Here is a 14,573-nt window from a genome sequence, read left to right as displayed (position 1 = left end):
GGGAGTTAGAGATGTTAATTGGCTTGATAGTATATCTGATAGTCAATATATGTATAAAAATAAGATAATATCGAAGGAATATGCGGATATTGGAAAACGCATATCCCTTACTTATGGTTCTATTGCACTATGCATGGCAAACCATTACGAGGCTATGCTTTAAGCTCCGCTTAATAATCAACGTTATATGAATTGTTTTGTGAAAATCTACTATATTTCATTTCCTCTATTGCAAGCGCTTGATAACATAAGTTAGTAAATGTCATCCGCTTTCATTTGAAAGCCCGCTTACCTCAAAGACAAACCATCATTAAACTGAGAACTAAAATTGAGGAAACACACTGGCTTTTACTTTGCTTTTAAACCCTAGTGTAGAGATGTTTATGACCTTCGGCTTCAGGGATGAAGTCGTAGAGCGCCCAAGGATGGGTTTACAGCGTGTCATAAACAAATCTGCACCGAAGCCTGCGGCAGCAATCGATACAACTGAACTAATGTAATCCAAACACACTGGATCAATACCAGATAAATCCAACACTTGATAAATTAAAATATAAAAAATGTTATCCGCTTTTATTTGAAAGCCCGCTTACCTCAAAGACAAACCATCATTAAACTGAGAACTAAAATTGAGGAAACACACTGGCTTTTGCTTTGCTTTTAAACCCTAGTGTAGAGATGTTTATGACCTTCGGCTTCAGGGATGAAGTCGTAGAGCGCCCAAGGATGGGTTCACAGCGTGTCATAAACAAATCTACACAGAAGCCTGCGGCAGCAATCGACACAACTGAAGCAATGTCATCCAAACACACTGGATCAATAGCAGATAAATCCAACACTTGATAAATTTTAATGCCATCAGCTTCCATTTGAAAGCTGATGACCCTCATGACTTTAGCCATGTTAGCTTTGGTTTAAGCGTAAAAATGATACGCCAAGAACAGCGTGAGGCTATATCCGATGCAATAACAAACAAATAATGCGGGCACATACCTTAGGTAGCTGACAAACGTTAACTCTTTCACTTTTGTCATGGCGATAATGCCTGCAGCAGAGCCAATAACCAATAATGAGCCACCCACACCCACCGCATAGGTTAAGCTTAACCATTCAGGCGTATTAAGCATTGGATCGGCTTTGAGTAATGCAGCGGTTAAAGGCACATTATCGACTAGGGCTGAGCCTATACCGGTAATAAAGTTCGATATAGTAGGGTCAAACTGAGTATAAATTTGGGCTAATAAATCTAAGGTGCCAATTTCTTTTAACATACCCACCAGTAATAAAATCCCGAGAAAGAACAGCAAGGTGTCATATTCAACTTGGCGAATATATTCCAAGATCCTCAATTCTTCCTTATTGCTACGGAAGATATGTCCGACGAGAAACATAATCGACAAGCCCGTTAAAAAAGTCAGTACCGGTGGAATGGCAAAAAGCACATTTAATGCCATCGTGGCTAAAATAGTACTGAAGAAAATAACCGCAATAATAATATCCACGGTTTGGTAATGATGCTGAGTCGGGGTTGTACTCACTTCTCCTTCCGATTTTAGCGAAAAAAGTACAGCAAGTAACATGACACTGATCATTGATGGGATGGAAAGCATTAACAGTTCGGATATTTTCAGATGCCCTTCTAAGAAGATCATCAGTGTGGTGACATCACCTGTAATTAAGGCGACACCGCCCGAATTGACGGCAAAAATAATCAATACCGCCATTCTTAAACGGACTTTTGCTTCCAGTTTAAAGGTAGTGAGTAATCCCAGTGAGACTAATGTTGAGGTTACATTATCACAAAATGAAGATAACACTAATGAAAACAATGCCACCAATATCATCAGTACCCGTACTGATACTTGTTGGGGAAAGATTTTTTGTACCAATCCTTGGATAAGGCCTTTGGCATTGAGATAGGCGACAAATGTCATGGTCGACATAAGAAACAGCCATAATGTCGCAATTTCGAGTAAGTTTTCGTTTAACTGTTCAGAGATCAGCTGCTGATGAGCAGGATCCCTAGCAGAAATAAACAGGGTTATCCAAGAGATACAGCCTAAAAATAATGTGGTTTTAGCCTTATTAATTTGAGTGACTTCTTCAAAAATAATGCTAAGTAGCGCGAGTATTGCAAGAGAGAGCAAGAACGGAGACAACATGGTGACATTCCAACATTGATAAATGACATTTCTGGTAAAAGGAAGTTGATTTCAATTGCATTTTTAAAGCAAATACAATTTGGAATAGGATCAGACCACAGGCGTTAGATAATGGCAAGTGAAAACAACAAAAATAACTTTATTTTCATTACGTTAACATTGTTTATAGGGGATAGTAGAGAGATGAATAAGGATAATCGATCGTTTAAGGGCGATTATCCTTACTTTGTTGACTGATGGAGGCAGCTATTTCGCCATTGATGCTAATACGCGATCGGCGGCTGCTAAGGTTAGCTTGATAGCCTCTTCATCGTGGGCCATGGATAAAAAGCTGGCTTCATACGCACTCGGGGCAAGATAAATACCTTCTTCGAGCATGCCATGGTAAAAAGTTTGAAAATGCTCCAGGTTACATTGAGTGACTTGTTCAAAGCGAGTGATGTTTTTTTCTTCGGTAAAGAAGAAACCAAACATACCACCGACAAGATTAATGGCCATTGGAATGCCATGCTTATCAGCTGCAGATTTAAAGCCTTCAGCGACTTGTCGTGTTTTGTTACTTAAGGTGTCATACAAGCCTTCTTCACATAGCGCATGCATTTGAGCGAGTCCTGCAGCCATCGCAATCGGATTACCTGATAGGGTACCGGCTTGGTAAACAGGCCCTGTGGGTGCAATATATTGCATCACATCTTTACGGCCACCAAAAGCGCCAACAGGCATGCCACCACCAATGACTTTACCTAAGGTGGTTAAATCAGGGGTGACGCCATAATAACCTTGAGCGCCTGTCTTAGAGACACGAAAGCCCGTCATGACTTCATCGATAACCAGTAATGCACCAAACTTATCACATAGGGCTCTTAAGCCTTCTAAAAAGCCTTTAACTGGAGGGATGCAGTTCATATTACCGGCAACGGGCTCCAAAATAATACAGGCAATATCGTCAGGGTATTGTTCAAATAAGGTGCTAACTGAATCGAGTTCATTGTAAACCGCAGTTAGTGTGTGCTTGGCAAAATCTTCTGGTACGCCTGGTGAGCTAGGCTGACCTAAGGTTAGGGCGCCGGAGCCTGCTTTGACCAGTAAACAATCGGCATGCCCATGGTAACAACCTTCAAATTTTAAAATTTTATCACGATGGGTAAAGCCACGTGCCAAGCGGATAGCACTCATGGTGGCTTCTGTACCTGAGCTCACCATGCGGACTTGTTCTATTGAAGGCATCATATCGATGACTTTTTCAGCCATTTGTATTTCAAGCTCTGTTGGTGCACCAAATGAGAGGCCATTTTCAACCGCATCGAGCACGGCCTGACGAATAGCGGGATGATTATGACCCAAAATCATTGGACCCCAAGAGCCCACATAATCAATATAGGCTTTTCCATCAACGTCATAAATATAAGCGCCATCGGCTTTTGCAATAAAACGCGGTGAGCCGCCAACGCCATTAAAAGCGCGAACGGGAGAATTCACTCCACCAGGAATACTGTTTTTTGCTTGAGCAAAAAGCGTATCAGAACGTGTCATGTGTCATCCTTAAATAAATCATTAAATGATATTGTTGATTAACCGAACGCAGTGGATCGTGACGTCAGCTAAAAATCGGCTTTACGTGAATACCAATTCACGGGAGATTCATATTGTTTGAGTTGGGTGTCTACGCCGAGTGTTAACGCAAATAATGCCATGCGGATCAATAGTCCATTATCGGCTTGTCTAAAAATAGCCAAATTAGGATGGCTATTGAGATCGTTATCTAATTCATTGGCTGCCGCACGGGAATCCCGTGGTAAGGGATGCATGATCACCGTATTCGATTTGCAGTGTTGGGTATAAATACCTTTATTTAAACGAAACTTACCGCGGTATTTATTGGCTTCCTCTTGTGATGGGAAACGCTCTTCTTGAATGCGAGTCAGGTAGAGAATATCGGCTTTATCGAGGTGACCCTCGAGTTGATCGGTGATTTTTATTTGATGTCCGGCTTTTTCGATATCAGACAACACATACTCAGGCATGGACAGTTCGCTGGGTGAGACAAGGGTGAAGGTGACATTCTTGTACATGCATAATAAGCGTGACAGAGAATGCACTGTGCGGCCAAAGCGTAAATCTCCCACCATCGCAATGTGCAGGCCGTTGATGCCTCTGTTTGCTTCAGCTAATTCTTTTTGGATGGTAAATAAATCCAATAATGCCTGTGTTGGGTGTTCATTGGTACCATCACCCCCGTTGATCACAGGCACGCGGCTACCGACTGAAAATTCTTGCACTGAAAACGGCTCAGGATGGCGCATCGCAATGACATCAGAATAAGTGGAGAGTACGCGAGCGGTATCGTATAAGGACTCACCTTTAGATAATGAAGAAGAGGCCATACCTGTCGTTTCGCGAACATGGCCACCGAGTAAATTAAAGGCACAGCCAAAACTGACGCGGGTTCGCGTGCTGGGCTCAAAAAATAAATTACCCAATACAGCCCCTTCTAATACACGGGTACGTTTTTGCCTAAGGGCATAGGGTGTCATTTGAGTGGCGACATTAAAAATGGTGTTAATTGCATCTAAATCGAGTTGGTTTACCGAGAGGATATGCGATCCTTGAAACTGAGTCATCAGCCTGTTTCCAATGTTATAGGGTCATGTTACCAACGTTGATGACACCGTCATCTTTCGTTGAACATAAGCCCAAAAGTTGAAGAAAGAGAGTCGAATGTGGCTGAGGCGCGATGATACCAGAAAGGCAGCAGGAAGTTAATAGAGTTTGTTGCAGAGGTGCTTATCGAATAAGTTGGCTTCTTGGCTATGAGCAATGAGGTTAAGTGATGGTTAAAAAAACCGACCCATCACGATAGTATTGGTCGGTTTGATTTCACTTTATTTAGAATTAAGTGAAGAAGACTGAATTAGTTATACCTTTCTTCCATCTTGGAATTCACGTCCGACAGCCCAGTTTAAGCTAGCAGCCATGACACTGAATGGGTTATACCAAGTCACTTTTGATTGATTGTCAGTTGTAGAAGGAGATATCTTCTGTGTGACTAAAGGACTTTCTTGCCCAACCATTAATTCATATACTTCATTTGAAGATGTTTCGTTTTTCGATGCCATGGACGTGACAGCTGTTTCTTTAGGGGTTATCTCTTGTTTAGCTAATTTTTCTTTTAACTGTGAGCTATCCTGAGGTAATGTTATCGCCTGTGTTGGTTTTTTCAGTGTATCCAATGTAGGTAATTGATTGTTTAAATCATAAGATTGCATTGCTTTTTGCAAACGTTGCAACATAATCTCAGTAGGACGATTAGCCATGCTAGAATTAGATAATAATGCTTTCATTGAAGCTTCATAGCTGTCTCTAAACTCTTGATGTTTAGCTATCGCTTCTTTTAGGGCTGCTGCATCTAGTTGTTTTTGGGTCAATGTTAAGGGCATTTCTTGTGTAGTACTCGAAGAGGAGGCTATAGTGACACCTTTTCTGTCATTTGGGTCTTTTGGTGTATTGAAAAGAACCTGACTATCACTATCTACTGTAGAAAGAGTCGAATTAGTATTGACTGAGCTGGTTGTGCTTATTTGGCTTTGAACATCAATTTGTTGCCTAGGTTTAATACTGTCTATTGTGTGGAAACTGCTTGAAGATATAGTTGATTCTGTTTCATTCCCGATACTGGAATTACTGAGAAAGCTGGTTGTGCTCATTTCACTTTGAGTGTCACCAATATACTGAGCCCCCATTAATGAGCCACTGACTTGGCTTTGAACATCCATTTGTTGTCTAGGTCTAATGCTTTCTGCCGTATATAAACTACTTGAAGATGTTGATTCAGTTTCATTGGTTGTGCTGTTGTGGGCTGTTTGGCTTGCTGTAATAGGACCAAAAGCTCTTTCTAATCTTTCTTTAGGAGAAAGTTGTCTGTTTTCATCTTGTGATGTAAATAGTTCGAGGTTTTTGAGTGTAAATGGTGAGGGTTTACTTTCAATTGGTTTGCTGAGTACTTGCTTTCGGTTCTCAAGTGCTTCTTGCCTACTCAGTTCGACATTCGAATGGATGTTGTCTTCAGTTAATACAACCGAAGATGTAGCAGGTTGAGTATATTTTTGATGTAACAAATGAAGTAAATTTTGTGTATCATTATTGAGATCTGTTTCAGTAGATAGTTTGTTATCTAATATGATTTCAAGCATACCAGCTGTCAGCTGGTGAGCTTGAGGTGTTCGATTATGAGTTTCATTATTTCTGCAAGTTTTATACAGATCATTACACATAGTGTCGAGCAACTCGCGTCTATGACTGCCTTCTTCAGATAAATTTCTAATATGAACGAGTACATCTGTTGCAGCTTTACCTATCTCGTCATTTCTTGCAGTCAGATTGCAAAGTATTTCCATACTTTCGCCATCATTATTTTTGGCAAAAGCTTCTAATGTGTCAAAAGTGGAGGCTAAATTTAGTTGGTCAAAACGTTCGGGAGTGATGTTTTTATTAGTAAATAGGTTACCAAAATCAATCTCTTGTTGTTTGGAATTATCAAGTTCAATATTATGTAAAAAGCTAGTAGCGGAAGGAGAAATAGAAGTCATATTACTACTTATAAATTAAAGATTATATTATATTATATTCTACTTAATTAAAAATATAGTTCTTCTAAAAATAACTTAAACAACAGAAAAGTCATCAGACCAGTTGTTGGGTTAATAGTTTTAACGGCGTATAAATTTGTATTTACTTTACTTTGCTTTAGTGTGGTGGGTGTAATTAAATGTTTTAGTTATTATTTTCAATAGGAGAAATCATGTGATAAATAAAAAAAGCTATTTAATGACGTTGTTAGTATGAAATAGCTTTTCGAGGGAGGTATACATTGATTTTATGTTTTAATTATTATTTTTATTAAACAGTGAACTTAACCAAGAAGGTAATCTATCTGTTATTTTTTTTGTTTGAGATAGTACTTTTTCTACTTTCTGTTTATTTTCATCTTCTATTTTAGTTTGAATGGATGAGATAGATATTTTGGGTGTAACAGAAGTCGGGATTGAGGTATTAACATTGCCCAGAATGCTTTCTTTCAGAGGCGAACTGTGACTATCGAGTTGCCAGTGCGGTAAGGTCATTGCTTGTACTGTTGAAGTGTCAGTATTGACTTCAGGTTTTGGTATAAAAATAGGATTGTTAAAGTCCCATTTATGAATCAGTTTATCCATGATTCTATCACTAAAAGGTGTTGATTCTCTTAGCTTTTGCAAGAATTCGATAAATTCATGTCTTGTTTGAGAAAGTGAGTCTATTTTTTGAGTACCAAAATAGTGGCTTAATGCGCTATCTTGTAGCTGATTTTGTTCTGATAGTGATAAATAAGGATGGAGTGTGGAGTTATTCATCTTGGTTATATTATTATCCATAATGTGATTTTCGATTGTTTCTGCTGTGGTCGTCGTTAATGTATCTTTATAGTGATTGTCAAAAGGTGAAATATTTTTTGGACTTGATATGATGATAAACCCATCATCTTCTGCCATTGTCACAGAAGTTGAATAGCTATCAGATGTTTTCACTAAATGACTTTCATCTACTGCTGATTTTTTTTGTAATAATTGTATAATATTAAATATATCTTGGTTACGAGTATCATTGTTCCTTTTTAGCTGTACGTCTAACATCATTGTTAGCAATTCTGTCGACAACTGAAATAATTGCGGTGAATGGTTATTGTCTTCATTAAGCCGACACTGTTGATAAAAAGTGTTACATAGATCATCAAAGTAATCTCTTTCATGAGTGCCTACCGAAGATTGATCTTTGATTTCGATTAATACTTGAGTGGCTGCTTTTCCTATTTGATCTTTTCGGCTTGTTAAACTAAAAAGAATATCAATGCTGGCAGGATCTCCCTGTTGAAAGCAGTCTTTAAGTTCATTAAATGTTGTTGCTAAATTTAAACGATTAAAGGACTCTTCTTCTAGGTAACTTTCACTAAACAATATATCAAAATGACTTTGACTTTCTTCTGTATTCGAGGGACCTATATTATGAAGAAAGCTTGTTGTGTTAGAAGAAATGGGTGTCATTTAAAGCACCTAAATTATTAGCGTTAACATTGATGTTTTAATTATTATCTGATTATTATTACCTATGTTCTTCTATCAATAGGCAGGATGACAATAAGCATCATCAGATGTGCTAGAAATAAATGTAATATTTTTTAGAAGACACCCATTCTTTCCTTGAGGTTTTTTATTCATCAATACATTCCGGTCTCATAATCAACCAAGTTAAGTCTAAGTACACACAAAGTAAGTTATTTTCTTCTTTGTTTATTCATTTTTCATGAACTTTTCTCTAAAAGCCTGACTTTGCATTTGAAATTGATTATTGTCTGTTTGAAGGCTTGATGTTTCTGAGCGGATAGTTTTGTGTGTGCTGGTTAAAATTAATTCATTTAGTGAATCTTGTAAGTGGGCCTCTGAACCTAATGTATTATTTAATGCTTGTAAGGCAGCCTTAGATTCAGCGGTTGAATTTTCTTTACAAGCTAGATAAAGTGCCAGGCTAGATTGAAGAAGCACGTTACTGCTGCTTGTTAGATTAAGAGGGTCGGGTTGCAAATTTGCTAAAATCATTTTTGCTTGCTCTGCTTGTTCACCGGGCTCTGTTGAAAGTTGGTAGAGCTTAAAGAGACTATCGGGTTTACCCGATTCAGCACCGTCTTTAAGCAATCTCAATTCATCATCAGATTGTGATCCGGATTTTACGGTCCCTGTTTTTTCATCGCTTGGACTATCATAGCTTACAGTATTGTTATAAACCGATGATGGTTGGATTGGTGTGCTCATACTATTACTCCGAGTGATGCGATCGGCAAAATGCTATTCAGCCTATCATATTCCATGCATGCTAAAAACGTTGATTATTCTATTGGCAATGATTTTTTCATTTTTGGCATCATATGAATATAAAATTGTGTAGCAGGTTGTGAGAAACTGGTCTAACCTGATGAAGTGAGATCTTAAATTAAATCTGTTCTGATTGTATCTCAAGTAAGAGGTTTTCCCAAGAAATGACACCGACAATATCGAGAGATGTGTGATCGAAGATAAAGACATTTCCTCGCCGTAATGGGGATAATAGTTGATAAACTTCACTTAGGGTACAAGTGTCTGCTATGCCTTTCACGCCCTTTCTTAGTAGTGTGGTTTCAGTATCACTGGTGTGTAATTCTAACTGAATAATTTCAACATTGTTCTCTTTCGTATACGTCAGAATCGGATGGCCTTTCTGCTCTTTTAATGCATTAAGTAAGTGTTCATCTTCATTCTTAATAACCACAAAGTTTTTATTCATAATGGCTCTAACGCCGATTTTTTGTAGTCCTAAATTGACTGCAGTGACTTTAAACCCTAAACCCATAATTTCGAGCTGTCTAAAAAAAATAGACTTAGTTTTAAATAGTTGATGTGAAATAAGAAAGGCTGGGATAATGACAAACATTGAAGGCAAAATAATAGCGGTATTGCCACTTAACTCGATGAGTGCAACTAATGCTGCTAGTGGTGCGCTTAAACAGACACCCATCATTGCAGTCATTCCTATGATGGCATAAAGCCCAATAAAGGGCGCCATGGAAGGGAACCACTCTAGGAAAAATAAGGCTATGGCGGCACCGAGTAGGGCACCTATACCATAAAGTGGACCTATGAGTCCACCAGGGATCCCGAGCCCTACTGCTGCTACTGTGGCAAATATTTTACCAATGAGTATAGCGACTAACAACAGGATGCTTGGATTAGCTTGAATGGCTTCACTAATAGCGTGTTCATTACTGCCAATCGCTTGTGGTAAAAAAAGACCAATGAGACTGGTTATTACCCCTGCAATTAATAGACGCTTCATTAGCGGCCATTTGTGTGACTTTTCCGTTAAAGTGAGTAATGAAAAATTAAAAAAAGCAGCGACACAGCCTAATATAAGTCCTGATAAGGCTAAGATCGGGTATTGAGACAATGGAATTTTAATGACGCTAATTTGATCAAAAATATGAATATTTCCAAAAAATAACCGACTGGATACAGCGCCACAAATCGCAGAAATCGTAATTGGGAAGAAGTAATGAATTTTATATTCTCGTAAAATGACTTCAAGAACGAAAATGACCGCTGCGAGGGGAGCATTAAAAATAGCGGCAATGCCAGCGGCAATACCACTGGCACACATGATACGAACACTGTTATCTGGGAGTTTAAACTTTTCAGCTAATACACTGGCACTGACGGCACCTAAGTGTATAGCAGGGCCTTCACGGCCGACGGAAAATTGTGATGCTAAAGCAAATAAGGCCTGAAAGAATTGAGCGGGTGCAGAGGCGAGTGGAATTTTTCCATAATGCAGTTTCACTCTGTGCAATACATAGGCAATTCCCATACGTTTATAGTGTTTAGATCCCATTTGTGCGATCGCCCAAATTAAAAAGGCACCCAAAATAGGTAATAATACTCGCCAGTCGTCAATCAGATCAGTAAAATTAAACTTTTGCGTTTGTGTGAAACTGTCGAGCCAAGCAAGTAGTGATCTAAAAATAACGATAACTGTTGAGGCTATAAGTGCGAATAATAAAGCCAATAAGCAAAGCTGGACACTGACTTTCGCTTGTGAAAGAGTGTCTTTCAGATTTGTTTTAAAGTTTTTTCGCCACGTTATGGTTTGCTTTTGTTTGGACAATGGCACAAATATATCCTGATTTATGTGACTCATTTAAATGAGTGCAAAGGGCACAGAGAGGTTGTTACTTAATGTCAAATTATTATCGCTGGCTTGATCGCATGCAAGCAATGGAGCGAAAGTTCTACTCATCCAAGGCTAACTTGCTATTACTATTAGTGGTTGTTTTTATACTGGGTGGTGTCAGCGCTAACGCTATTATCCCCTATTTTAAAATGAAAGCTGATGGTTCTGTTCAAAGTGTAAGCGCTGAAGGAATGAAAGTGCAAGTGCTAAATCAAAAGTTAGCAGCAAGAAAGCTTGAATTAAGTATGTCGATTAAAACGAATGAAGGCATGAAAGCCATGTTCGAAGCCCAGCATAGTAAACAAAAAGAACTGGAAAGAGAGCTGGCTTTCTATCGCAGCATTATGTCCCCGGAAAGTAATGCTGATGGGGTTGTGATAAATGGTTTTGAATTATCGTCAGGCTTACTTTCTGAACAATATAGGATCAAATTAGTCTTAACGCAGTTGCAAAATAAAAAACAATCGTTAAAGGGTAATGCTGAAGTGACTTTTATTGGGCTTTCAAAAGGGCAGCGTAAAGAGATTAAATTAAGCGGTTTATCTAAGGCGTCGTTTCAGTTTCAATTCCGTTACTTTCAAGTGTTAGAGACTTCTGTTACTTTTCCAGATGATTTTACTTTATCGAGTATAAAGGTGAAGGTGGTTGTCCCTAAAGGACGTTGGTCTAAGGGCTCTAAAACAGAAAAAGAATATACATTGCAAGAATTACAGCTTGAAGAAAAAGAGGCAGAGGGAATACTTGATCAAAGTAGTCAGGTATTAGATAATCTATCACAGTAATGCGTTTTTAGAGGTAGTCATGACAGAAGAAACAGAAGATGCTTTGCCCATTAGTTTTACTGATGCAGCGGCTTCAAAAGTAAAAATTTTGCTCGATGAAGAAGAAAATGAAAAATTAAAGCTTCGCGTTTATGTTACCGGTGGCGGATGTTCTGGTTTTCAATATGGCTTTACGTTTGATGAAAAAGTAAATGAAGGCGATTTTATAGTTGAAAAACAAGGTGTTAAGCTTGTCGTGGATCCTATGAGCCTGCAATATTTAGTGGGGGGAGAAGTGGATTATACCTCTGGTTTAGAAGGGTCGCGGTTTTTTGTTAAAAATCCAAATGCCACAACTACGTGTGGATGTGGTGCTAGTTTCTCGGTATAAATGAGCGTCTTTTAACAGAATTGAAGCGTTTTAAGTGAGCGTCTTGTTGTGCTAAATTGATATTCAGACATCATTTGATGACTGAATATCGAGTATTAATCAATACTAACTAATAATGTTTAAATTGATTTTATCTTTAAAGTAAGCGCTGATCTTAAGATTAAAAGCGAGATAAACTTGTAATATTGAGAGAAGACTGACTCCAACCCACAGTAAAATATAAAATTGGTTTGGCCAGTCTTGTAGTAAAGGAAAAGCATGTATCATATCGGCAGTATTACCCGCTTGATAGATGAAGATGGGGAGGTAGCTGACGAATAATAAGTGTATACAGCTATACAGGCGTAGCATGATTAAACCTGATTTTTGTCGTCCAAGTGAGGCAAGTATAATCAGTAAAAGCAAGATGGATAATAACCCCCCTTGTTGAAACTGAAGCACTATAATGCCAGTGAGCGCTATCAAGGTTAAAAGTAACATTAATCTTTTAGGTAATGGCATTTTTTTTTCTATTTTATGGGGGGTTTCAGCCATCGATTTCATCCACAGAGTTTATTGATAGATGTTAGTCATAGATTTTGTGTGTTGATTTCATTCAGAGTACCTCGACATGGGCAAGCAAGTATTGCGTCCTGAACGAGATAACGTGCTTTGGGTAATCAATTTTCTATTTGTTATCCAAAGCCCGTTAATATTCATATTATCAATGAATGTATTGGATGATTAGTGCTGTTGTTTGGCTTGTAATCTTGATTCTAACTCATAAGGTGGAATGACCACGCCTAAATCATCCTGCACAGGAAAAACAGCGACACAAAGCTCATCATCTTGCATTCCAGGCACCCAGCGTTCTAGCCATTCTGTTAGTGGTATTGCTAGGGGTTGGCAATCGACCCAATCATCAACGGCCCAGAGTGCCGCCGCGTCTTCAGATGGCCACATAGGAATACAATCCTCTTCATCAGTGGTTAACATGACGCAACCATTGAGATCTTGTAATGTCCAAAGGTTTTTTTGTTCTTTGACTTGTTTTACTAAAAAATCATAACGCGCTTCAGGCGTTAATTGTGTAATTTGCTTTAAGCTTTTCTCTTTTGTGCTCATTTTGGATATTCTCTTATTTTAGATAAAGCTTAAATAGACAGTAGTGCCAAGGCTATTATCAAATAGATAGTCATTGAGTAGGCGTGATGTATTGAAAGGCCGACCTGTTTCTTTGGCGATCATAACATTTAGTGTTGCAATGAAGAAGCCCATAACGAGACTGTGGGTCGTTTGGGGTTTATTTTGCCCTTTCTTAAATTAATTTGCATGATACTTTCCTCCGAGAATAGCCGCTCTTGAGGCACCGGTGACCGCGGGTAGATTACCGGGAAGGGAATATTCATAGCGCATGGCTAACCAAGCAAAAGCAATACTTTCTACCCATTGAGGTGAAATACCCAGTTTTTCTGTGGTGTTAATTTGATATTGAGGCAGAAGGCTTGCTAATCGATGCATTAATGCTGTGTTATAAGCGCCTCCACCACAAACAAATAACTCTCCTGTCGCTGATAACTTAATAATATCATTTGCGATACTTTGGCAAGTGAGATCGAGTAACGTCGATTGAATATCAGCTTCATTTAAATGGTTATAGTTCGACAATTGCTGCTCTAGCCATGAATGACTAAAGAGTTCACGTCCGGTACTCTTGGGATGGCCAAGTGAAAAATAGGGATGGGATAATAATTGAGCCAGCATATCAGGATCCGTTGTCCCAGATGCTGCCCAAGCACCGGCTTTATCATAAGGTTCTTGATTGACTCTTTGGGTCCAGGTATCCATTAAGGTATTCCCCGGTCCAGTGTCGAAGCCCAATACTTGACTTTCATTTCCAGGTAAAAAAGTAATATTGGCTATCCCGCCGATATTTAAAATCATTCTTTTATGCTGGGGCTGGAAGAAGATATATTGATGAAATGCAGGGACTAAAGGTGCGCCTTGTCCACCGAGTGCGATGTCCTTTCCTCGAAAATCAGCAATGACATCAATGCCTGTTTCTGAGGCGATAGTATTGGGATCGCCCATTTGTAAGGTGAAACCCATATTCAGATTTGGCATATGCCGTATGGTTTGTCCATGAGAACCAATGGCAATGACTTGCTCTTTTTTGATACCCGATAGGGCCAGTAATTGATTAACCGCAGTGGCAAAAAGTTTTCCCATAGTGCGATCGATTTGGCCAAGGCGGTTGATTTCATCGTTACTTGGCGAACAGAGTTTATTCAGATCTTTGAAGACTTTTTCTGGCATTGCTTCTTGGTGTGAAGCGATTAATGTTGGAATATCACCATGAAATTTGACAAGCACAGCATCGATGGCGTCCATACTGGTGCCGGACATTAAGCCGATAAAATAAGTTTTATTCATGAATTAATACTCTTGTTGGTTTTTTAGCATAATAATGTGATGACTATCACCTAAATCAGT

13 protein-coding genes are annotated in these 14,573 nt (G+C 38.8%); 2 read left to right on the top strand and 11 right to left on the bottom strand.

Features of this window, described 5'->3' with window-relative positions:
- Positions 1–623: 623 nt before the first annotated feature.
- From L2764_RS01280 to L2764_RS01245, 8 genes are all read right to left on the bottom strand, one after another.
- Entirely contained in the window at positions 624–890 is a 267-nt protein-coding gene (locus L2764_RS01280) for a hypothetical protein (RefSeq protein WP_248938429.1), read from the bottom strand.
- Positions 891–914: 24 nt separating this feature from the next.
- Positions 915–2,162, bottom strand: a complete 1,248-nt coding sequence (nhaD, locus tag L2764_RS01275) for a sodium:proton antiporter NhaD (protein WP_248938428.1) — start codon at positions 2,160–2,162, stop codon at positions 915–917.
- Between the two features lie 246 nt (positions 2,163–2,408).
- Positions 2,409–3,695, bottom strand: coding sequence for a glutamate-1-semialdehyde 2,1-aminomutase (gene hemL / locus L2764_RS01270; RefSeq protein ID WP_248938427.1), 1,287 nt, complete (start codon positions 3,693–3,695; stop codon positions 2,409–2,411).
- Positions 3,696–3,763: 68 nt separating this feature from the next.
- Entirely contained in the window at positions 3,764–4,783 is a 1,020-nt protein-coding gene (locus L2764_RS01265; RefSeq protein ID WP_248938426.1) for an aspartate carbamoyltransferase, read from the bottom strand.
- Between the two features lie 294 nt (positions 4,784–5,077).
- Positions 5,078–6,748, bottom strand: a complete 1,671-nt coding sequence (locus L2764_RS01260) for a hypothetical protein (protein ID WP_248938425.1) — start codon at positions 6,746–6,748, stop codon at positions 5,078–5,080.
- A 294-nt stretch (positions 6,749–7,042) separates the two neighbouring features.
- Entirely contained in the window at positions 7,043–8,236 is a 1,194-nt protein-coding gene (locus tag L2764_RS01255) for a hypothetical protein (protein WP_248938424.1), read from the bottom strand.
- Positions 8,237–8,482: 246 nt separating this feature from the next.
- Entirely contained in the window at positions 8,483–9,001 is a 519-nt protein-coding gene (locus L2764_RS01250; protein ID WP_248938423.1) for a hypothetical protein, read from the bottom strand.
- 178 nt (positions 9,002–9,179) lie between these two features.
- Positions 9,180–10,889 (bottom strand): chloride channel protein, encoded by a 1,710-nt coding sequence (locus tag L2764_RS01245; protein ID WP_248938422.1) that lies wholly within the window; start codon positions 10,887–10,889, stop codon positions 9,180–9,182.
- 65 nt (positions 10,890–10,954) lie between these two features.
- Between L2764_RS01245 and L2764_RS01240 the strand changes: the two genes are divergently transcribed.
- Entirely contained in the window at positions 10,955–11,731 is a 777-nt protein-coding gene (locus L2764_RS01240) for a DUF6776 family protein (RefSeq protein WP_248938421.1), read from the top strand.
- A gap of 19 nt (positions 11,732–11,750) precedes the next feature.
- Positions 11,751–12,101, top strand: coding sequence for an iron-sulfur cluster insertion protein ErpA (gene erpA, locus L2764_RS01235; protein ID WP_248938420.1), 351 nt, complete (start codon positions 11,751–11,753; stop codon positions 12,099–12,101).
- Positions 12,102–12,206: 105 nt separating this feature from the next.
- Here the strand turns inward: erpA and L2764_RS01230 are convergent, their stop codons facing one another.
- The 3 genes from L2764_RS01230 to L2764_RS01220 form a co-directional block, all read right to left on the bottom strand.
- The gene (locus L2764_RS01230; RefSeq protein WP_248938419.1) at positions 12,207–12,635 is read right to left on the bottom strand and encodes a hypothetical protein; all 429 of its coding nucleotides are present in this window, start codon (positions 12,633–12,635) and stop codon (positions 12,207–12,209) included.
- A 189-nt stretch (positions 12,636–12,824) separates the two neighbouring features.
- Positions 12,825–13,205 (bottom strand): DUF2750 domain-containing protein, encoded by a 381-nt coding sequence (locus L2764_RS01225; protein ID WP_248938418.1) that lies wholly within the window; start codon positions 13,203–13,205, stop codon positions 12,825–12,827.
- Positions 13,206–13,403: 198 nt separating this feature from the next.
- Entirely contained in the window at positions 13,404–14,513 is a 1,110-nt protein-coding gene (locus tag L2764_RS01220; protein ID WP_248938417.1) for an anhydro-N-acetylmuramic acid kinase, read from the bottom strand.
- Positions 14,514–14,573 lie beyond the last annotated feature (60 nt).

Source organism: Shewanella surugensis, assembly GCF_023284005.1.
In the GTDB taxonomy this organism is placed as follows: domain Bacteria; phylum Pseudomonadota; class Gammaproteobacteria; order Enterobacterales; family Shewanellaceae; genus Shewanella; species Shewanella surugensis.
Note: the sequence above shows the minus strand (reverse complement) of the source record. Positions and strands in the feature narration are given on the sequence as shown.